Origin of the sequence: Mammaliicoccus sp. P-M59, assembly GCF_022386135.1 — a bacterium.
Lineage (GTDB): Bacteria > Bacillota > Bacilli > Staphylococcales > Staphylococcaceae > Mammaliicoccus > Mammaliicoccus sciuri_A.
On the sequence record NZ_JAJNJJ010000004.1, the window covers coordinates 143,506 to 164,513 of the forward strand.

Annotated in this window: 21 protein-coding genes; 5 read left to right on the forward strand and 16 right to left on the reverse strand. The window is 32.7% G+C overall.

What is annotated here, in order from left to right:
• Positions 1–52: 52 nt before the first annotated feature.
• The 8 genes from LQ617_RS08260 to LQ617_RS08295 all read right to left on the reverse strand — a co-directional run bounded on the left by LQ617_RS08260 (position 53) and on the right by LQ617_RS08295 (position 7,443).
• Positions 53–1,033, reverse strand: a complete 981-nt coding sequence (locus LQ617_RS08260; protein ID WP_191836147.1) for a FecCD family ABC transporter permease — start codon at positions 1,031–1,033, stop codon at positions 53–55.
• Positions 1,026–1,916 (reverse strand): ABC transporter substrate-binding protein, encoded by an 891-nt coding sequence (locus tag LQ617_RS08265; protein WP_196307813.1) that lies wholly within the window; start codon positions 1,914–1,916, stop codon positions 1,026–1,028. The genes LQ617_RS08260 and LQ617_RS08265 overlap by 8 nt, the downstream gene beginning before the upstream one ends.
• A 95-nt stretch (positions 1,917–2,011) precedes the next feature.
• The gene (gene argS, locus LQ617_RS08270; RefSeq protein WP_126476408.1) at positions 2,012–3,670 is read right to left on the reverse strand and encodes an arginine--tRNA ligase; all 1,659 of its coding nucleotides are present in this window, start codon (positions 3,668–3,670) and stop codon (positions 2,012–2,014) included.
• Positions 3,667–4,083 carry a YwiB family protein gene (locus LQ617_RS08275; protein ID WP_058590853.1) on the reverse strand — a complete coding sequence of 139 codons (417 nt, stop codon included), beginning with the start codon at positions 4,081–4,083 and terminating at the stop codon, positions 3,667–3,669. Before LQ617_RS08275 ends, argS begins: the two co-directional genes overlap by 4 nt.
• A gap of 205 nt (positions 4,084–4,288) precedes the next feature.
• Positions 4,289–4,801: a YwhD family protein gene (locus tag LQ617_RS08280; RefSeq protein WP_191836148.1), complete on the reverse strand. Its 513-nt coding sequence runs from the start codon at positions 4,799–4,801 to the stop codon at positions 4,289–4,291.
• Between the two features lie 68 nt (positions 4,802–4,869).
• Positions 4,870–6,168, reverse strand: coding sequence for an HD domain-containing protein (locus LQ617_RS08285; RefSeq protein ID WP_048541443.1), 1,299 nt, complete (start codon positions 6,166–6,168; stop codon positions 4,870–4,872).
• Between the two features lie 23 nt (positions 6,169–6,191).
• Entirely contained in the window at positions 6,192–6,953 is a 762-nt protein-coding gene (locus LQ617_RS08290; RefSeq protein ID WP_126476407.1) for a 2-keto-4-pentenoate hydratase, read from the reverse strand.
• 13 nt (positions 6,954–6,966) lie between these two features.
• Positions 6,967–7,443 (reverse strand): GNAT family N-acetyltransferase, encoded by a 477-nt coding sequence (locus LQ617_RS08295; RefSeq protein WP_048541439.1) that lies wholly within the window; start codon positions 7,441–7,443, stop codon positions 6,967–6,969.
• Positions 7,444–8,042: 599 nt separating this feature from the next.
• Here LQ617_RS08295 and LQ617_RS08300 point away from each other — a divergent pair.
• Complete coding sequence (locus LQ617_RS08300; RefSeq protein WP_239740163.1) at positions 8,043–9,248, forward strand: MFS transporter; 1,206 nt, start codon at positions 8,043–8,045, stop codon at positions 9,246–9,248.
• 201 nt (positions 9,249–9,449) lie between these two features.
• Here LQ617_RS08300 and LQ617_RS08305 read toward each other — a convergent pair whose 3' ends face one another.
• Complete coding sequence (locus tag LQ617_RS08305) at positions 9,450–9,905, reverse strand: NUDIX hydrolase (protein ID WP_239740164.1); 456 nt, start codon at positions 9,903–9,905, stop codon at positions 9,450–9,452.
• 208 nt (positions 9,906–10,113) lie between these two features.
• On the reverse strand, positions 10,114–10,965 hold the full coding sequence (locus tag LQ617_RS08310; protein ID WP_239740165.1) for an NAD-dependent epimerase/dehydratase family protein: 852 nt from the start codon (positions 10,963–10,965) through the stop codon (positions 10,114–10,116).
• Positions 10,966–11,171: 206 nt separating this feature from the next.
• On the opposite strand from LQ617_RS08310, the gene deoC reads away from it, so the two are divergent.
• From deoC to LQ617_RS08325, 3 genes are all read left to right on the forward strand, one after another.
• Positions 11,172–11,885: a deoxyribose-phosphate aldolase gene (gene deoC, locus LQ617_RS08315; protein WP_239740166.1), complete on the forward strand. Its 714-nt coding sequence runs from the start codon at positions 11,172–11,174 to the stop codon at positions 11,883–11,885.
• A gap of 6 nt (positions 11,886–11,891) precedes the next feature.
• Positions 11,892–12,605, forward strand: coding sequence for a GntR family transcriptional regulator (locus LQ617_RS08320; protein WP_239740167.1), 714 nt, complete (start codon positions 11,892–11,894; stop codon positions 12,603–12,605).
• A gap of 77 nt (positions 12,606–12,682) precedes the next feature.
• Entirely contained in the window at positions 12,683–13,063 is a 381-nt protein-coding gene (locus LQ617_RS08325) for an SDR family NAD(P)-dependent oxidoreductase (RefSeq protein WP_239740168.1), read from the forward strand.
• 358 nt (positions 13,064–13,421) lie between these two features.
• On the opposite strand, the gene rihB is transcribed toward LQ617_RS08325, so the two are convergent.
• Positions 13,422–14,351, reverse strand: a complete 930-nt coding sequence (gene rihB, locus LQ617_RS08330) for a ribosylpyrimidine nucleosidase (RefSeq protein WP_159316122.1) — start codon at positions 14,349–14,351, stop codon at positions 13,422–13,424.
• A 102-nt stretch (positions 14,352–14,453) separates the two neighbouring features.
• Between rihB and yeiL the strand changes: the two genes are divergently transcribed.
• Complete coding sequence (gene yeiL, locus LQ617_RS08335; RefSeq protein ID WP_239740169.1) at positions 14,454–15,116, forward strand: transcriptional regulator YeiL; 663 nt, start codon at positions 14,454–14,456, stop codon at positions 15,114–15,116.
• 941 nt (positions 15,117–16,057) lie between these two features.
• On the opposite strand, the gene LQ617_RS08340 is transcribed toward yeiL, so the two are convergent.
• From LQ617_RS08340 to LQ617_RS08360, 5 genes are all read right to left on the reverse strand, one after another.
• Positions 16,058–16,393: a YuzB family protein gene (locus LQ617_RS08340; protein WP_025904905.1), complete on the reverse strand. Its 336-nt coding sequence runs from the start codon at positions 16,391–16,393 to the stop codon at positions 16,058–16,060.
• 78 nt (positions 16,394–16,471) lie between these two features.
• Positions 16,472–17,311 (reverse strand): lipoate--protein ligase family protein, encoded by an 840-nt coding sequence (locus tag LQ617_RS08345; protein ID WP_239740170.1) that lies wholly within the window; start codon positions 17,309–17,311, stop codon positions 16,472–16,474.
• Positions 17,312–17,313: 2 nt separating this feature from the next.
• On the reverse strand, positions 17,314–18,300 hold the full coding sequence (gene pta, locus LQ617_RS08350; protein ID WP_025904903.1) for a phosphate acetyltransferase: 987 nt from the start codon (positions 18,298–18,300) through the stop codon (positions 17,314–17,316).
• Between the two features lie 113 nt (positions 18,301–18,413).
• Positions 18,414–19,094: a hypothetical protein gene (locus LQ617_RS08355; protein WP_239740171.1), complete on the reverse strand. Its 681-nt coding sequence runs from the start codon at positions 19,092–19,094 to the stop codon at positions 18,414–18,416.
• Positions 19,095–19,165: 71 nt separating this feature from the next.
• Positions 19,166–20,953 (reverse strand): purple acid phosphatase family protein, encoded by a 1,788-nt coding sequence (locus LQ617_RS08360; RefSeq protein WP_239740172.1) that lies wholly within the window; start codon positions 20,951–20,953, stop codon positions 19,166–19,168.
• Positions 20,954–21,008: the final 55 nt, after the last annotated feature.

Here is a 21,008-nt window from a genome sequence, read left to right on the forward strand (position 1 = left end):
GGTGTCCGTATGCTATTGGTTGTGATTTAATACTGATAGATACCTTAAATATTCAGTAAGTTCTTTCTTTTTTTCGCTGTTCTGTAATCATTAAATACATCATAATCGGTATGGCAATAATTGAGAGTATAATGCCAACCGGAATTTGAATCGGACTTATGATAATTCTGCCAACAGTATCTGCAATTAATAAAAGTGCGCCGCCGATTAATAAATTCAATATCATTTGAACGTTAATAGGTACCTTGTACACCCTTCTAACAACTTGAGGTACAATCATACCAATAAATCCAATAATACCCGTAAAACTAATAATAACGGCTGTCATTATAGCAGCTAATAGCAAACATGTCCATGATATCAATCGAACATTCACACCCAGTGTAGTTGCTTTATCTTCACCTAATTGAATCATTTTAATATAATGACTCATCATAAACAAGATTAAGATACAGATTAAAGTAACAATCCCAGTGATTTCTACAGTTATTTTTTCGGCAGATGAAACACTACCAAACATATATGACACCATGCTATTAACTTTATCCGGCTTAAGCAATAAAAGGATATAGAGTGCCGAACTAAAGAACGCACCAATAAAAATACCTGAAAGTATCATTGTTGCTACATGAAATGTTTTAACCATCGTTTCTGTAATCAGTACAACAACGATAAGCGTTAACAAGCTGAAGAATATAGAAAATAGTGGCACAAACCAAATGGATACGCCGATAAATACGGCAAGTGCACTTCCGAATGTTGCCCCGCTTGCTAATCCTAACGTAAAACTATCCGCAAGTGGATTATTCAATATCGTTTGATAGATTTGACCACTCATGACTAACCCCATACCAGCAATTAATGCTAAAAGTGTCCGCGGTACTCTTAACTTGTAAAAAATCGTCCATTCAAGTTGATTATCAAATTTCCATGTTATACCCGTAGATCCTACGAATAAAGAAATGCCAATTGCAAACAATAGAACGAGAAACCATATCACAACATGGCGATAAACGTTATGATTATTAGTCATAAACTTTTTCAGAAAGTTCTTTTAGACCTTTCGCTAATCTTGGTCCTGGTCTAGAAATCATATCTGCATTGAGTGCATGAACGTGTTTCTCTTTAACAGCTTTAACTTGGTCAAAACCGTCTCTATTGTTATTTAATTTTTGATATTCCGCTTCAGACTGTCCACTTGTTGTAATCATAACATCAGGATTTCTTTTAAGAATACTTTCTTTATCCGTTTTAATCCATCCTTCTTGATCATGATAAAGGTTCTTAGCTTTGATAGAAGTTAACATATCATCATAAAACGTATTTGATCCTGAAGTGTAAATGTCAGGTTGAGAAGAAATTTCCATAAATACTTTTTTACCTTGTTGGTCTTTAGGAACATCTTTTACAACGTCTTCTATTTCTTTCTTCACTTTACTTACTAATTTATCCGCTTCTTTTTCTTTACCTGTTACTTTTCCAACTTGTTTGAATGTATCATACATTTCATTAATTGAATTTGCATCATCTATGTAGACGACTTTCACGCCTGCATCACTTAATTTTTTTAAATCTTTTTCTTGTGTAGATTTGTTCGACTCATGCGCCAAAATTAAATCAGGTTTTGCTTTTAATAACGCTTCTGTATCGAGTTTAAAGGCATCGAATTGTTTTTTATCTTTCACATCTTTAGGATAATCATCAACAGTTGATACACCAACGACTTTATCTCCAAGTCCTAACGCGTATAATATTTCTGTATTACTTGGAATAAGTGACACAATACGCTTATATTCTTTCTTATCTGTTGTTTCTTGTTTCGTTTCTTTCTTGTTATCCGTATTATCTCCGCTTTGGCAACCCGTCACGATGATCATAGCAGCAAAGATCAAATAAAATATTTTGTTTATTTTCATACTTAATCCCTCCATATATTTAATTAAAAAATGGTACACAAAAAGGCGCAACTCAAATAAGATTGAGCTGCACCTCAATTAAAATAATGATTAAATTACATAGATTCTGGAGCTGACACACCTACTAATGCTAACGCATTGCGAAGTGTAATACGCGCCGCTTCAATTAAAGCTAAATGCGCTTTAGTCTTCTCTGCATCATCTGTTAATACTTTCTCTGCATTATAGAACTTATGGAACTGTGCAGCCAAATCTTGAATATAATTCGTAATACGATGTGGACTGCGTGATTCTGCAGCAGAAACAATTGTTGGTTCAAATTCAGCAATTTTCTTCAATAAATCAAATGCTTTTTCATGTGTAATTAATGATAAATCAACATTTTGATCAATCGTGATACCTTTTTCTTCTGCTTGGCGAATAATAGATGATATACGCGCATGTGCATATTGTGCATAATACACTGGGTTATCTTGTGATTCTTTCTTAGCTAATTCCATATCAAAGTCAAAGTGCGTATCAGGACTACGCATCGTTAAGAAGTAACGAGCAGCATCAATGCCCACTTCATCCATAATGTCACGTAATGTAATAGCATTACCTGTACGTTTACTCATTTTCACTTCAACGCCGTCTTGTAATAATCGTACCATTTGCATAATTTGTATTTCAAGACGTTTTGAATCTACGCCAAATGTTTCAAGAGATGCTTTTAAACGATTAATATAACCGTGGTGATCAGCACCAAATAAATTAATTAATTTGTCAAAACCACGTTCTACTTTATCGTAATGATAAGCGATATCTGGTAAGAAATACGTATACGTACCGTCTTGTTTAATTAACACACGGTCTTTATCGTCACCAAATTCTGTTGTTTTTAACCATGTTGCGCCATCTTGTTCATAAGTATAGCCTAATTCTGTCATTTTATCTAAAACAGCTGAAATTTTGTTTGTTTCATATAATGATGTTTCACTGAACCAATTATCAAAATGAATATTAAAATCTGCTAAGTCTTGTTTTAATTTTTTCATTTCATAATCTAAACCAAGTTTACGGAATGTCTTAATACGTTCTTCTTCAGCTTGATCTTTAATTTCAGGATGTTTTTCAGCTAAGTCTTTACCGATTGCGATAATATCTTTACCGTAATAACCATCTTCAGGTAATTCAGCATCTAAACCTAACGCTTGGTTATAACGCGCTTCAATAGAATGCGCTAAATTTTCAATTTGTTTACCTGCATCGTTAATATAATATTCACGAGTTACATCATAACCAGCTGCACTTAACACGTTTGATAACGTATCACCTACTGCTGCATTACGTGCATGTCCAATATGCAAATCTCCTGTTGGGTTTGCAGATACATACTCAACGATGATACTTTCGTTTTTACGTTCTTCTGTTTGACCAAATGTTTCGCCTTTTGATAAAGCTGTCTTAATAATTTCAGTTAAATATTGTTGATCTAAATAAAAGTTAATAAATCCAGGACCTGCAATATCTACTTTTTTAACATTCGCTTTATTTGTATCTAAATTTTCAACGATTTGATTCGCAATTTCACGAGGATTTTTACGCGCTAATTTTGTTAATACCATCGCAATATTTGAAGAGTAATCTCCATTTGCAGGGTCTTTAGGTGTTTCGATTTTAATTTCTGGAACTGTTTCTACAAGTTCAGACTTAATGATACTTGCTTTAATTTCTTCAATTAACGTTTCTTTAACTTGGTTAATAATGTTCATTCATTTATCTCCTTATAATTAATTTGAAATTGGTATGTTCCAAGTAACCCAGTTTGATCACTTAGCTGATAATGTATCCTGAGTTTACCTTGTTGATCGTCTATAAAATGTTTGATTGATAATGTATTAACGTGCATTGTCATGCGTCCTGCTTCAGTATCATAATAACTAATCGTTTCCTGTCCTTCAACAAAATGAAAGACTGTTTTGACCGCGCCTGTACGGTGGATTTTCACGCCATCATCTTCAATTTTAAGCATGTTTTTTACGATTTGTTCATCAATCGTTTCTTCATATCTAATTATATCGCTATTTCTTCTATGAAATGTACCTGATGTTTTTGTTTGAAATGTTTCTTTCTCGCCATTTTGTTTCACGACTTGTTTAATATTTATATTAATATTTTCTTTCATAATTGGCCACCTCACCGTTTAAGAACGTATATCATTATAGCATATTTGACTATTAAAATTAAAAAAAGCAGGGCGAAAAGCGCCTGCTTTTTTTAGTGTCCTAGCTATAGTAGCTATCAACTATTTTACTTATGATATTGTGAAAAGACAATAGCTATTTAGTTGAATTGTGATAATTCACAATTAAGTCACAAAATAGACATATTTAATTTATCTCTAAAGATGATTTTAGTTCATCACTGCTGTTATGCCACATTTCAGAATTATGTTCTTGAAGGAATTTTTTAAGAATTGCTCTATTTTCGTCACCAATTTGGTCAATCTTCACTTGATGTTTCATAGATTTATCCATCATATTCACATGTTCTGGCATACTTTTATATCCACGCTTCTTAGGTTTATTAACCATTAAATAGCAACCTGTTAGCCCTGCATAATATGGACCTTGTTCGCCACGTTCAGTTGTAACCCAGCAAAGCCAATATTCTTTTGCTTCTTCACCTTTGACTTCTTCTATATCTTTAACCCATTTCACACGCTTTTCTACTTCAGCTCTAGCATGCATGGCACCAATATCGATAAATGCAGTTTGTTCTGATACATCGACAAATACAGGCGCAACGTTGTCTAAACTTATAGAGCCTATATTTGTACCTTTATGCCCATCTAATGGATCATTTTTAATGATATTAAATTGAAATCCTTTCTTTTCAGCCACTTGTTTCACCTCATTTAATTCATGATTACATCATACTAGAGTATCAGACTGACATTCAAGTTTGTAATCTACACGAGTTCATTTAATATATTGATAATATCGCCTTTAATCGTTTCGTCTTCCATTTCTATAATTAATTCTTTAGGATAATACAGTTTATAGTCTAAACGTTTAATCCCTGTAATACTATGGATGATGACTGACTGGCTACTAATTTCTTTAATACGACCTGTCTTCTGTAATAGATGTATCGGCTGTCTATTTGATCCTGGTCGGTCATAATCATACGGTAAGTCTGAGAACGAGTCACAAACGAAATAATATTCTGGGTCAATGCCGCCTTTTTCAAATAGATCTGTCAGTTCACCAATCGTAATAATAGATCCATCAAATGGTAAGTATTTAAACAAATCACGATTAACAAACCTTTTACTTAAATCACTTAAGATTGGATCATCTTCTTCAGTCCACTCTTCTAAATAATACATTACGACCGCTTCATCAAGACGAATATAATCAGCGATTGAAACGTCTTCTTCAAAAAATGGAATTAAATATTTGGGTTGTTCTTTAAATGAATACCCTTGATCATAAAGTACTTTCGCACGCTTAAAGCAGCGATTAAGCAACACTTCTCCACCTCGACTCACCGGGTGAAAATAAATTTGCCAATACATTTGATAACGACTCATTAAGAAGTTTTCAACTGCATGCATACCACTTTCTTTAATCAACACTTCATCTTTAGACGGACGCATCAATCTCAGCACACGTTCCATATCAAATTGACCGTAACTCACACCTGTAAAATAAGCATCTCGCTGTAAATAATCCATGCGATCAGCATCTATTTGAGATGAAATCATTGATATGACTAATTTATTTTCATGTGTCTTATTAATCACTTCTGCTACTTCAGCTGGAAAATCAGGCGACACTCTACTCAATACTTCATTAACTTCTGTATCACCTTTAATGATCAGCTGTGTAAATTTTTCATGATCCGTTAGGAAGATTTTTTCAAAACAGTGTGAAAATGGACCGTGCCCTAAATCATGTAAAAGTGCTGCACATAATGCGAGTGGTCTATCCTTATTATCCCAATGTGCACGTCCTTCAAATACTTCGTCTATCATACGTCGTACAATTTCATATACACCTAGAGAATGTCCAAAGCGACTATGCTCAGCTGTATGGAAAGACAAATAGAGTGTTCCAAGTTGTTTAATTCTTCTTAAGCGTTGAAATTCTTTCGTTTTGATAAGATCCCAAATTAATTGGTCTCTTACGTGTATATAACGATGAACAGGGTCTTTAAAAACTTTCTCTTCAGGTAATTTTTTTGTTCCATAAGCTTCCTGTGTCACTTTGTTCCCTCCATTTCATCCAATTATTCTACAATAAATTCTATTTCTCCGACATTTTCATATACGGCTTTATACTCCCCTTGTGATAAAGGTTTAGGCAAAATAAATGTTCCACTTGAAATAAACATGCCAGGTTTTAATGAACGATTATATTCTTTAATTTCATTAATCAACCACTTAACAGCTTTAGCAGGATGTCCTTCAACTTCTGTACTAAATCCAGAAGCTAATTCTTTACCGTCTAAATATAATGTCCCTTTAATGTTATCTATATCTTCATAACTTAATTTCTTAGGTTCACCGTAAACAACGCCACCACTTACTGCGCTATCAGCAATAATTTCTGTTACAGATAAATTAGGGAACCAGTTACTAAAACGTGAATCCGGAATCTCTACCCCTGGTGCAATCAAACATTTATTCATAATATCTTCAAGGCTATCTTCTTCTGTTAATTCTTCTTGAACAATAAAGACTAATTCTAACTCTGCTAAAGGCTCATTTAAATCATTTAAATAAATATGTTTGTCCAGAATAGTTGTTTCTCCCATTGCACCATATAATGGCGTTGTTGAAGAAAAGATATCTCTTGTTTCTTGACTCGTTAAACTAATTTTATAACCTTTATGAATTTCAGTTTCTTCCTTACGCTGCAACACACCTTCTTGAATATCATATGCAGCATGTTCAGTTATATTCGATGGTAAAACACCATTTGGAATAATTGATTGATTCTCATAAGCTTCATAAAATTGTGAAATCCATTTATTTAGTGATTGTTCCATTACAATCAACCTCCTAAAAAGTTTTTTTCATTAACGTCGTGCGCATTGTGTCACCAAAAAGTAATTCTTCATATTCACGTATCACTTCAAAACCTTCCTTTTTATAAAAGGCTATACCGATATCATTCTTGCCATCCACTTCTAAATAAACTTCATGATATGAATCTTTGTATTGATCTAAACCTGCTTGTAATAAAGCTTTACCATACCCTTCACGTTGCGCTTCAGGTAGAACATAATGAGAAGATAAATACAATTCAGTTCCTTTGATAAAATTAGCAAAACCAACAATCTTATCTTCATCTTCTGCAACAAAGAAATCAGAATCATTAATGCGCTTTTGAAGCATCTCTTTAGAATAAGACGCATTTAAAAATGCCGTCACAGTGCTCGCAGTATAAATATTGGTATACGTGTCATACCAAGCCTTAGACGCTACATTTTTAATACCTGAATAATCTTCAATTGTTGCTTTTCTTACATTTGCCATAAATATCTCTCCTCTATCTACCTTACACATCAATCGTCAATTCATGATGTCTATTAATCTAAGTTTGTAAATCCCCGTTTAATAATGTTCTAATGTACACATTTTAAATAACTTTATATCTCACGTTATAAATAATTATATCATTTATATATTAAAAACTATAATATTCAGAATACTTAATTATACCCGAAAACCCTACAGAAATGTAATATTTGTTAAGTATGTTAACACAAATTTAAAATACAGAACGTAAAAATATAAAAAAGGAAAAACTAACAATCATTTTTACTAAATAATAACCTCCTTCCATTTATATATAGATTTTTAGGATGTTCATTTTAATTTGTCATTTATAAGTATAAATCATTAATTTTCGGAATTATCCGACTTGTTATTTCCTTAACCGTATGCTATTTTTATTTTGTAATTTTATAAAAAGGAAATGATGATGCAATATTAAGTAGGAATTTCAAAGAAAATTTCTTACTGTACTTAACAGTTCAAATACCAAATTAAAAAGGATGGCGAAAAGATGTAATATTACTAACCCTTAATAAAAACAATTGAATAGTAAAATCTTTAAAGGGAGTAATATTTTTATGCATAAATCATCATTTCGCTTTTTATGGATTGGCCAATCTCTCGCAAATAGTGGAGATGTCTTTTATATGGTTGGTTTAATAGCAATCATATATGGAATATCAGGATCTGTAACTTATATGGCATTTGTGCCCTTTTTTATCACAACATCGCGATTTTTAAGTGGCATGATTGCGCCATTAATTATTGAACGCGTCCAATTAAAATCATTGTTGGCATATTCACAATTTGGAAAGACAATTCTTATTCTCATTCTTGGATGTTATACAGAAATTTTTCCTTCTTCTAGCACCATTTTCTTGATTTTTTTATTAGTAATTGCTATTTCTTTTTTAGATGGATGGGCAAACCCAGCAAGAAATGCTTTAGTCCCTATATTTATTGAACAGGATTTTCTAGTGAAGGCTAATAGTTTTCTTGCCATTCTTGACCAAACGATTCGTCTTGGTGGATGGACAGTTGGGGGAATACTCGTTGCTATTATCGGTGGTGAAAATGTTATATGGTTAACATTTTTCTTATTTGTAGCATCTACTATCATGATGTTTCTAATTCAAAACGTCGATAAAAACGGATTTAGTCAAGAAAAACAAAAAAAGCCTTCGAATTGGGACATATTAAAAGAAGGCTGGATAACCATATGGCATACGCCTACTTTACGTACCATAAGTATTGTTGAATTTTTTGAATCTATAGCAAACGTGGTATGGGTAGCTGCAATTATGTATATTTATGTTGAGCAAGTCTTACAAACGAGTGAACAATGGTGGGGATATATAAATGCCAGTTTCTTTGCTGGATTAATGATAGGTGGCTTTTGTAGTTTAAAATGGTCACATTTAGTAACTCGACTTTCTAGTTATGTTATTGTAGTGGGTTCTTTTGGGGCTAGTTTGACTACTCTAATGTTTGGTTTAGTATCGACTCCATGGATTGCACTAGTAATATCTCTGATATTTGGAATAGTAAATCAAATTAAAGATGTAGCTCAACAGACGGCTGTACAAAAGAGTGTTGTTCATAGACTTCTTCCCAAAATATACTCTGCAAAAGACGCTCTAGTAACTGCGACTTTTGGAGTTTCTTCATTAGTTTTAGGTAACTTGACTGATATGTTTGGAGTGAGGTTCACATTTTTATTAGCAGCAACACTTCTCTTCGTTTCTACAATTTTTCTGATGACAAACCGTAACAAGATTAGCTAATCGAATTAAAAAATATGTTAAATAAATAAAGGGAGCAGGACAGAAATCTAATTTGTATAAAAAGATTTCGTAATCTCTCCCGGCAAGGCTGACTAGATACTAATAAAGACTGAGACATTACATTGTCCCAGTCTTTTATTATTTATTTGATATAAAGTTTGAAATTTCTCAGTAATACCTTTGTTTAGTGACTAAAAAATATTAACTAAACTTTTCAACCTTTTTTATATAATCATTAATATATGTAACATACTCTTGTTCAGTTTCAAAAGGTAGTTCTTTTGGATCAACAAATTTCAAGTCTAATGTTTCATCATTATTAGTATTCATAACACCCTCAAATTGATTTGTATAATACAAAGCAGTCACTACATTAATTTGGTCATTGTTTTTCAAAGTAAAAGAATAGTCATTTCCTGAATATAAGTTTATTAATTTCAAATTAGAAATTTCAAGGTTACTTTCTTCGTACACTTCTCTAACTGCTGTATGTTCTAAAGTTTCACCAATTTCCATTAATCCACCTGGTAATCCCCAATTACCATTACTTCTTTTCTGTAATAGAATCTTCCCATCTTTTTCTATAATGACATTTGAACCCACTAGAATTAATGGATCATGTCCAATTTTTCTTCTAATATTTTCAACATAATTCATTAATAGACCCCCAATTATTTATTTGTATAAATTTTTATTAATGTCTACGCACCTATATATCCACATATTACCAAAAATAAAAATTAATCTCAAAATATCGAACTTTAACAAACAATATAAAACATTAGATAATAATTTTTAGGGTGAACGATTTTATTCAATAAAAAAAGTTCCTCACAAAAAGGAACCATTTTTATTGAAAGTATATTTATTTAATCGGGTGCATTCCGTCTTTCCAAGTTGTATAAATAAGTTTACCGCCTTGGTCTTTAAATTTCTTATTTGTTACGCCGCGCTCAAATGGTGCTGCTGGCTCGATGTTTAGAGTTGGTGTGACGTTTAATTCGTTGGCATACCATTTAGCCCAATCGTCTCCTTTTACGGGCTCATCATCTGCTACGTTATAAATACCTGATTCAAAGTTTAATGCTTGAATGGCTGTTTCAACTGCATCATCTATATGAATAAATGATTGTACGCCGTCTGTCATCGTAACTTTACCATTTATAAATTGATTATAAATCATTCCATCTTTACCATACCAAGTACCTGGTCCGTATAATAAACCGTAACGTAAAATAACATGTTTGTTTAATCTAGCTGATTCTTTTTCTAATCCTTCTACACCATCAACTGTTATTTTACGATCGCCACTAGCGTCATAGTCTAAACTTGTTTCTTCTGTTGCTAATGTATCTCCAGCTTCATAAACAAATGCAATACTTTGTGATTGAATATGTGGCACATCATGTTTAATTGCCGCTTCTACAAGATTTCTTGTACCTTCTATTCTAACTTTCGTATTAGCTGACATATCAACTTGTTTTAAGTCCGTGATTTCGTTCATGATTATATCTGGTTTAAAATCACCGATACTTTTTTCTATTGTGTCATATTCTAATATGTTACCTATATATGCTTTTACACCTGCATTATCAAGTTTTTCTTTACCTTTTTCAGAAGTCGTTAACCCAGCTACTTCATAACCTTCTTCAATTAAGCGTTTAGTTAATTTTGTACCTATTAAACCAGTAGCACCTGTAACAAAAATTTTAGTCATGATAATCCACCTTTTTTATTTATATTTTCATTGAGATATATACCCATTTTCAAAGTATAAAAACCATCCTAAAAAACATCAAAATTTTTATTATGTAATGACATAATAATTTATAATGTCACTATTATTAGGTATATAGGCTAATTGACTTATGTAAGCGCGTTATTATATCATTATGTAAATACAAATAAGGAGTGTTTATTTCTATGAAATCTTATACAATTGATGACCTTTGCCGAATGATTGATCACACTAACTTACATGCAGATGCAAGCCCAGAAGATATAAAACAACTTTGTGAAGAAGCAAAGAAATACCATTTTAAGATGGTTGCTGTTAACCAAGTACAATCTAAATTATGTTCAGAAATATTAGCTGGAACCGATATAGGAATAGGCGCTGCCATTGCTTTTCCATTAGGACAGACTTCTATTGAATCTAAGAAGTTCGAGACGCAAGATGCGATTCATAACGGTGCTACAGAAATTGATTATGTTATTAATGTTACTGAATTGAAAAATGGCAATATTGACTACATCAAAGAAGAAATGTCTTCAATAGTAGAAATTTGTAAAGCACACAATGTCACTTCAAAAGTTATCTTTGAAAATGCCTATTTAACTAAAGATGAAATCAAAACTTTATCACTTATCGCAAAAGACGTTAAACCTGATTTTATTAAAACATCTACTGGCTTTGCGACATCAGGTGCAACTGTAGAAGATGTTAAATTAATGTACGAGACTGTAGACGGCGAAGTTAAAGTTAAAGCAGCTGGTGGTATTCGTGATACTGATACATTTATTAACATGATTAAAAATGGTGCAGAAAGAATTGGCGCTAGTTCAAGTATCAAAATCATCAAAGCATTAGAAGAACGTCTTACAGAATCAGATCAGAAAACAATAGAAATTGGATGATAAATTATGATAAACAAACCTTTACATCAACAAATTAAAGAAGATTTACTGAATAAAATTGAATATGAAGACTATAAAGTTGGCGATAAAATTCCAAATGAAGTTGATTTGGCTTCACATTATAAAGTAAGTAGACCTACTGTTAGGCAAGCAATTAATGCACTTGTTATTGATGGCTTTTTAGAACGTCGAAAAAAGCGAGGTACAATCGTTCGACAACGTAAAATCAATCAAGAATTTACACACGTCATCGAAAGCTATAATGATGAAATGACAAGAAAAGGATTAATCCCAAAGACAAAAGTTCTATCATTGAAATCAGAAGTTGCCAATGAAGAAGTCACCCAACAATTAGAACTAAAACCTGGAGAATCTGTATATAAATTAGTCCGTTTAAGATATGCAGAAGAAGATCCAATCGTTCTTGTAACAACTTACATTCCACTATCATTAGTACCTAATTTAAAAGAAATTGATTTTTCAACGACGCGATTTTACGAAGTGTTAGAAAAAAATCAAACACCTATCAAAGAAATTACGAGAAAGCTTGAATTAATCACAGCAGATGAAACCGTAAGTGATTTATTATCTGTAGAGATAGATGCCCCACTCTTCTACTTCCATAGTGTGGGTTATATAGAGAATCGTGTACCAATAGAATATTCTGTTTCTAAATACAGAGGCGATTTAAACTCATTTATCTTTAATATCTCTTCATAATCTAGTTATGTTCAAACAATTGTAAGCTCAACGATAGCAATAATGCAGTCCAATCATGAATAAAAAGGTGATATGCTATGACAAATATATTAGAGCACTTCAAATTACAAGGTAAAGTTGCAATCATTAGCGGTGGCACAATAGGAATAGGTCAATCAATGGCATTAGCATTAGCACAAGCAGGCGTTCAGATTATCATTGCAGATCATAACGCCTCATCAACAAACAAAACACTCTCAGGAATTAAACAGAGTGAAGACATTGAAACAATAGCATTAAAAGTAGACATAACCGATCCAACATCGGTAAATCAAATGCTCAATAACGTCATAGAACAATTTGGCAAAATTGATATGTTAGTCAATAAAGTTGGGATGACATACAACGTAACAGAAGACGAACTCACATTTGAAAATTGGAATAAAGTTATGAATCTAAACTTGAATGGAATATTTTAAGTGAGTTGATGTTTGAAGGCTGTGTTGGCAGGGCTATAGCGCACGAAGACTTCTAGATATCGTGCGTTATAGGGTTAAAATGGCGCTTGGCGCACGAAGACTCCCAGATATCGTGCGTTATAGGGTTAAAATGGCGCTTGGCGCACGAAGACTCCCAGATATCGTGCGTTATAGGGTTAAATTGGCGCTTGGCGCACGAAGACTTCTAGATATCGTGCGTTATAGGGTTAAAATGGCGCTTGGCGCACGAAGACTCCCAGCAAACTCCTTCACTATAATTTTATAAATATAAAATTTAAAGGCCACGCTTATAAAAGCGCAGCCTTTTTTATTAAAATTGTACATATTTATTTTATCCTTAATACATACGTATACATTCATATACTAGATCGAAGAATTCGTCGACTTTGACGTTTTTGGCTACTTTAACGTTATGTTCTTTTTTGAGTACGTCGGATTCGTCACATACTGTTCGTCCATAACTTGGTCCGCGGTTAATGTCGATTTCTACGTACATATCTTGAACTTCAAATAAGTCTTTATTTACGAGGTAGCCTATTGTTGTTGCATCGTGTAATGGACCCGCTTCTAATCCAAATTCTTGGAATTGTGTTTTTAAAGTAAAGTTCATTAAATCACTAAACAATTGCCCAGCTTTATTATTTGTTGATTCCATACGTTTTATAATTTCAGGTGTGCATAGTGTCTTGTTTGTTACATCTAGACCCATCATGACGATTGGTACACCTGATTTAAAAACAATATGTGCCGCTTCTGGATCAGCAAAAATATTAAATTCTGCTGATGGCGTGAAATTACCGTTACCGTATGCACCACCCATTAATACGATTTCTTTAATTTTAGATGTGATGGATGGTTCTAATTTCATCGCTAAAGCAATATTGGTTAATGGTCCAGTTGGTACTAGCGTAATATCTCCTTCGCTATCTAATAAAGTATCAATGATAAATTGTACCGCTCTTTTATCTTCGGGTTCTCTATTTAACGTATCAAATACAGGACCATCCATGCCTGTTTCTCCATGGACATTGTCAGCAACTACACGTTCTCTCACTAAAGGTTCAGACGCCCCACTATATATTTTAACGTCCATATTCAAGTGTTGTGCAACACTCAAACCATTCTTAACAGTTTTCTCAAGCGTTTGATTCCCTGAAACAATTGTTATACCCAGTAAATCAATATTAGGATGAATGTATGCCATTAACATCGTTATTGCATCATCATGACCAGGGTCGCAATCTAAAATTATTTTTTGTTTTTCCATTATAATTCCTCTCCTTTTTGTAAGCCTTTTCTTTATTCTTGTATTATACTTCTGCAAAGATTAAAGTAAGTATGAGAAATATCATATAAGAGGTGTGAAATATTGAGAGAAATTTATAATGACAAACTTAAACAAGATTTAATAGACCAATTCAATTATTTCGATCTCTTTGGATTTGATGTGAAACAACACGTAAAACTCTTTTTCATTCCTCAAAAAGATCATATTATTCAAGACACTCAAAAACCCGAATATTTATTTTATCTTGTTAAAGGAAAGACAAAGTTATATGAATACATGGAAAATGGGCAAGTTTCTTTAATCGATTTTTTTGAGCCTTCTTCTTTTATAGGAGAAATGGAATTGATAGATGAACACGCTGCACCTCTTAATGTCCAAGCAATAGAAGATTGTTGGTGTTTAGCAGTACCACTTAATGAACTTAAAGACACTTTATTAACGGATCCCGTATTATTAAAGAATTTATTATCTTATATCGCACATAAGAACATGAAAAACATTCGAACTTCAACACGTAACCAATCATATCCATTGTCTAAAAGACTCGCTTCTTTTATTTTAGTTACAGAACAAAATGGTAAGTATGAAGAAAAACATACACAAGTCGCACAATATTTAGGTGTATCTTATCGACATTTATTATTTGTTATCGCAGACTTTGTACAAAAAGGATATTTAGCAAAAGAGAAAAATAGCTATAACATATTAAATATGGATGAACTAAAAAAGTTAGCAAATATATAATATGGTATAAAAAAGCATATTTTATTTAATTTGATGCATATCGTCTTTACAAGTTGTATAAATAATTTTACCTCCTTGGTCTTTAAATTTCTTGTTCATAACGTCGCGCTCAAATGGTGCTGCGGGTTCGATGATTAGAGTTGGTGTGACGTTTAATTAATTGACATACCATTTTTAAACACAAAAAAGATTTAAAAATAGAGATAGAGAGTCCTTTTGAATATATATAGTATAGTGAAGATAGAGTAAAAGCACCCATATAATCAACAGGTGCTTTTTTAATATATTTTTTCATCATTATATTTTAATATCTTAGCACAAAGTCTTATTTGCATTAACATTGAGTAACCAAATGATAATGCTCCTACAGATGAAACTTGAAATGATAAAGCAAATATTTTTATTAAAGCAACATAACTAATAAAACATGGTATTAAAAATATAAAAATAAAGTTAAAAATTATATTTCTTTTGGATATATTACCTCTCCTTTAATTTAAAATCCAAAAAACAAACCAAAGAATATAATTGGGTATAGTATCACTATATTAATTACATTTAATATAATACTTATCACTAAATATTTAATAATTTTTTTGTTTTTAAAATAATTATATAAGAATAATAAAATTGACATTACTAATAAAAGAGCTGAAGCGTCAGTAAATATCACAAGTGCATCTCCACCATAGAAATTCGGGAAAAGATTATTGCCGAAAAATAAAAGTATAATAAATAAAATATAATTTAATAGATTTATCACATTGATTAATTTCAAAATTATACGCCTCCTTTTTTACATCATATACCAATTATCCAAAAATATGTATATAATTAGCGATAAATAATATGAAATTAAAAAAGTTAGCAAACATCTAATATAGTATAAAAAAATCCCCCACTACATGTTGTAGTAAGGGGATTTATAGCTAATATTTATATTATGACTGTGTCTTTTTCAACTTCTTATTTAACTTCTCGTCTAATTCTTTTTGTCGACGTTTTCGTTCTTCATTTCTAAGTCGCAATCTTTCTTCTTCTTCTGGATCGCGTTTCTTTTGAAGTTGTTTTTGGATTTTTTCCATTAGTTCGTCTTCTGTTAAAGCGGCACATGGGCGGTTATTTACGAATGCGAATGTCTTTCTTCTACCTGGTCCACAATATGATTGGCATGCTACTTCTATTTCAGCTTCTGGGTCTAATTTTTTAATTTTTTTCAAAAGTGATGGCAAGTTAACCGCTTGGCAATCATCGCAGACCTGAAATTTATTTCGCATTTGTTTCCCCACCTTTCTTAATTGTTAATTTTGCAATAAATTATTATACCACCTTAACAGTTGTTTGAGAATGTCATTTTATCGTTTTTCCATATTTCGAATCATTTTATCATTGCGTTCAATCATTCTTTCGAAATATTTATCGTACAATGTCCATTCTTCTGTTGTGACAGGATCCATATTCAAAGTTGCACCTAAATTTTTCAAACTTCCTAACAATTTAAATAGTATGTCGTTAGTTGTATATTCAGTGCCTAATAATTCGTTCAATGAAGCCATGCTTTCAGGTATGATAGTCGGATAAATGAATTTTGTCTTTTCGTTTTTCAGTGCATGTTCATAGAATGCTTTCATCATTTCGGCACGTTCAGCGCCTGATCCTTCCACACATAAATAGATTTGAACTGCTATACCGCCTCTCACTCTTCGTTGTGATATACCAGCAAATTTTTGATTATGAATACTTAAGTCATAACTACCAGGGCAGTATGATGCAGTAATTTCTTTATTCTCAATTTCATTAGTATCTTCTTTAAACATTTCACGAATAAGACGTAACATCACTTCATATCCTGTATCAATGGATACATCATGCTTACCTTTAAAGATTAAAGATATATTCAGGACACCTTTATCTAACACAACACCTAATCCGCCAGAATTTCTAACGATTGCACTATAACCTCTAACATCTTTTAAATATGCAATACCGTCTTTTAGATAAGGTAATCTAGAATCATGTATGCCTAATATCACGACGTGATTGTGTATCCATGTCCTAACAACACTTGGACTTTTATCATTTCCTACTTGATCACAAAATGTATCATCGAAACTAAAGGACTGCATTGGCTGCAGTCCTGAAGTGTGGTCAATGTATCGCCATTCTTGTGTAAAATAATCTTGCAAATTTGCCATGATTATAATGTTTGAGCAGCTGTAATGATTGAAAGACTATATACGTCTTCAGCTGAACAGCCACGAGATAAATCGTTAACAGGTGCGTTTAAGCCTTGTAATACAGGACCAACTGCATCAAATCCACCTAAACGTTGTGCAATTTTGTATCCAATGTTACCCGCTTCTAAGCTAGGGAAGATAAATACATTTGCATCACCTTGAATTTCAGAATTTGGTGCTTTCTTAGCAGCAACTTCTGGTACGATTGCTGCATCAAATTGGAATTCACCATCTAATACAACATCTTTTAAATCTGTTTCTTTTAAGTTTTCTTGAGCAATAGAAACTGCTTCAGATACTTTTTCAGTATCAGGTGATTTAGCTGAACCTTTAGTTGAGAAGCTTAACATTGCTACTCTTGGAGACATACCAAATGCTTGAGCAGTCTTAGCACTTTCGATTGCAATCTCAGCTAAGTCTTGTGCATTAAGTTCTGGGTTAATTGCACAATCACCGAATACATATTGTTCTTCACCTTTAGTCATGAAGAATACGCCAGATGTTTTTGTAACGCCTGGTTTTGTTTTGATAATTTGTAATGCTGGACGTACAGTGTCTGCAGTTGAATGTGCTGCACCACTTACTAATCCGTCAGCTTGATTTGTGTAAACTAACATCGTACCGAAGTAGTTAACGTTATTTAACAATTCTTCAGCTTGTTCTTGAGTTGCTTTACCTTTACGACGTTCAACAAATTTTTCTACTAAATCTGCTTTTAGTTCACTTGTTTCTGGGTTGATGATTGTAAGACCATCAATTGATAAGTCTGCACCAGCTGCAGTTTCTTTAATTTTTTCTTCATTACCAAGTACGATTGGTGCAACCAAATCCGTAGCTTGTAATTTAACTGCTGCTGTTAATACGCGCGCATCTTCACCTTCTGGTAATACGATACGTACATTTTTACCTGTTAGTTTGTCGCTTAGAACATTAAGTAAATTAGACATAATTGCCTCCTATATATGATTGCTATTATTTTTCCATTCACAATTATAACATTTTTTCATAAATTTTCACGTATCTAAACTGTGAATTTATATTGGATATTTTTAAAATATTATCATTTATATTCTGAAAGCAACATTTTCCATTTTTTATTTAAAATTTTATCCTTTGAAACTGTAAATTTTTCGTTTGGTTTTAAGTTTGGATCTTTACCATTGTAATCTTTAGTTGCAAATCCAGTTGATAGTGATGGTTCACTATTCGGCTTGAATTGATATTCGTATACTTTACCGTTATCTGCAAACAAATATTTCGTAATCGGTTGATCCATTTTAGCGACACTACTGTATCCTTGAATATTAGTTAAATCTTGTGCTCGTTCATCATAACCACCTTGAGTATGCTGTCCTTGATACATCGTTAATCCGACAACATTATGGATCTTAAAATGTTTCCACCCTGGTTTATTATGATCTGTTATTTGTATTTCACCATCGTCAGTAATCGCATATCCATCACCTTCCATTTGTTCGTTTCGACTAAAATAACGATTAGTTACTGCTTTATTCTGATCTTGGCCATATTCGTCAGCAATTTTTAATAATTTTTGTTTCAATGCATCTTTGTCTTGCTCTGAAAGTTGAATCTGCTTAGTTACTGCATGTTTCGTTTCACTATGCTGCTTTGTTTCTTCTTGCGAACCATTTTGGCAACCGCTTAATATCATTATCATCACAATGGCCACACTTAAATAATTGAATACACGTCGCAAAGTAACCGCTCCTTCTATTAACAAATAGGCGCCTCCATATCATCATATTTGAAGGAGACGCCTTATGGATATTTATTTAACTTTGAAATCTATGATTAGTCTTTTTTAATACCGAATTCATCGACTAATTTAACTGTTCTTTGTTCACCTTTACTAATATCGCCATGTAATTGATAAATTTTAACGACTAATTTACCTTCAGATACATCATAAACTGAGAAGTTCTGATCAGATGAATCTCGATTATTTTCATGACTATCATTAAAAGCATCTGTCTTATGAGGTTGCTCGCCTATCGCAAACAAACTATTATAATGATCTAATTGTTCTTGAGTTAAATCTTCTAGCTCTGGTCTAACTTTCTTAATATGTTCTAAAGGACGATCATATATACTGTCATACGCTTTTGTACCACCTGTATTAGGCAGTACGTAGACTGAACCTTCCGGATTGTCATAATAAGTGATGTTATCTTGACCTCTAATTTGTTTAGCATCTTCTTTCTTAGCATTTACAAAGCTATTTTTAGTCGATGTATGTTCTAGTGGTTTCGTACGCGAAAGCACATGGTCATGACCTTGTAACACTAAATCCACATCTAAATCATCAATTTGTTGAGTGAGTTCGTCACGTATTTTAGCGACATCTTCATCTGATAATGCATGATACGATTTAGAATACATTGGTTTATGCAGATTTAAAATAACCCATTTAGAGCCATTCTTTCTGGCATCTTTAATATCTTGTTTAATCCATTCCATTTGTTCTTTGCCAATTGCTTTTTCTTCAGGATTATCTTTAGATTTCTTATTATCATTCGTATTAGCGACAACCATATGTGCACCATTATAATCAAACGAATAATAAGAACCACCATTTACCGCATTGTTTTCTTTAGGTACATTGACATGTTCGTTATACTTTGTCAGTAATTTTTCATCATCTTCGCTTAGCGCATATTCGTCATGATTACCTGGTGCAGAAGCTACAGGTAATGACATAAATGATGGACGTGATTGATCATATAAATCTAACCACTCATCTTCAATTTCTGCAGTTTCTACAAAGTCTCCTGTGTGTAATGCGAAGTTTGGATTACCTGCTGTTTGAATAGCATTGCTTAACGTATCTGCTCCAAATTGTGCTTCATTTCTTACATGTTCATTCCAATAAGCATTTTGTGTATCTGTATACTGTACAAATTGGAAAGGATCGCCGTTGTTGCCAGAAGTCTTAAATTGTCCAACTTCACTTTGAGGACCACTTGCGCTACCTACGCGATAATAATATGTAGTATTCGGCTTTAATCCCGTTGCTTTCGCTTTATAATTATATTCAGGAACTGTCATTAGTTCAGACTTCCCATGTTTATCACCGCGCGTCCATTCAGCACCTTGTGCATGTTCATCTGTATAATATCCATTTATTCTCTCTTTACCTTGAGCATCTTTTACAGGTTCACCTTCGTCATCTTTTTCTACATCCGCAAAGATGAAATTGCCGTTCTTATCTCGTTCAACATATTTAGAATCTACTTGTTTAGAAGTTGCATCAAACGCTTGTGCATCATCAAATTGACCCGTCTCTGACACCCAAACTTTAGCATCATTAAATTGATCTGTTGTATACCAATTAAAAGCCATTTCTGTTTTCGTATCACCATTAAAATTCGTAATAATACGATTCGGCTGATTTTTCTTAGGTACAGGCGCTACCTCCGGCTTCTGTGACATCACTTTAATATCCGAATGAGCTTGTTGATTCACAACAGACGAATCACCAGCACCACTCGCCTCAACCGTACCAGTAGTAGAAATCCCTAATAATAACATCATACATGCCGTACCACTAATGAATCTCTTTGCTATTGACTGATTATACATGTACACTTCCTCCTAATTAACCCTATAGTGATTTAAAAAGCAATCTATTAAGAAG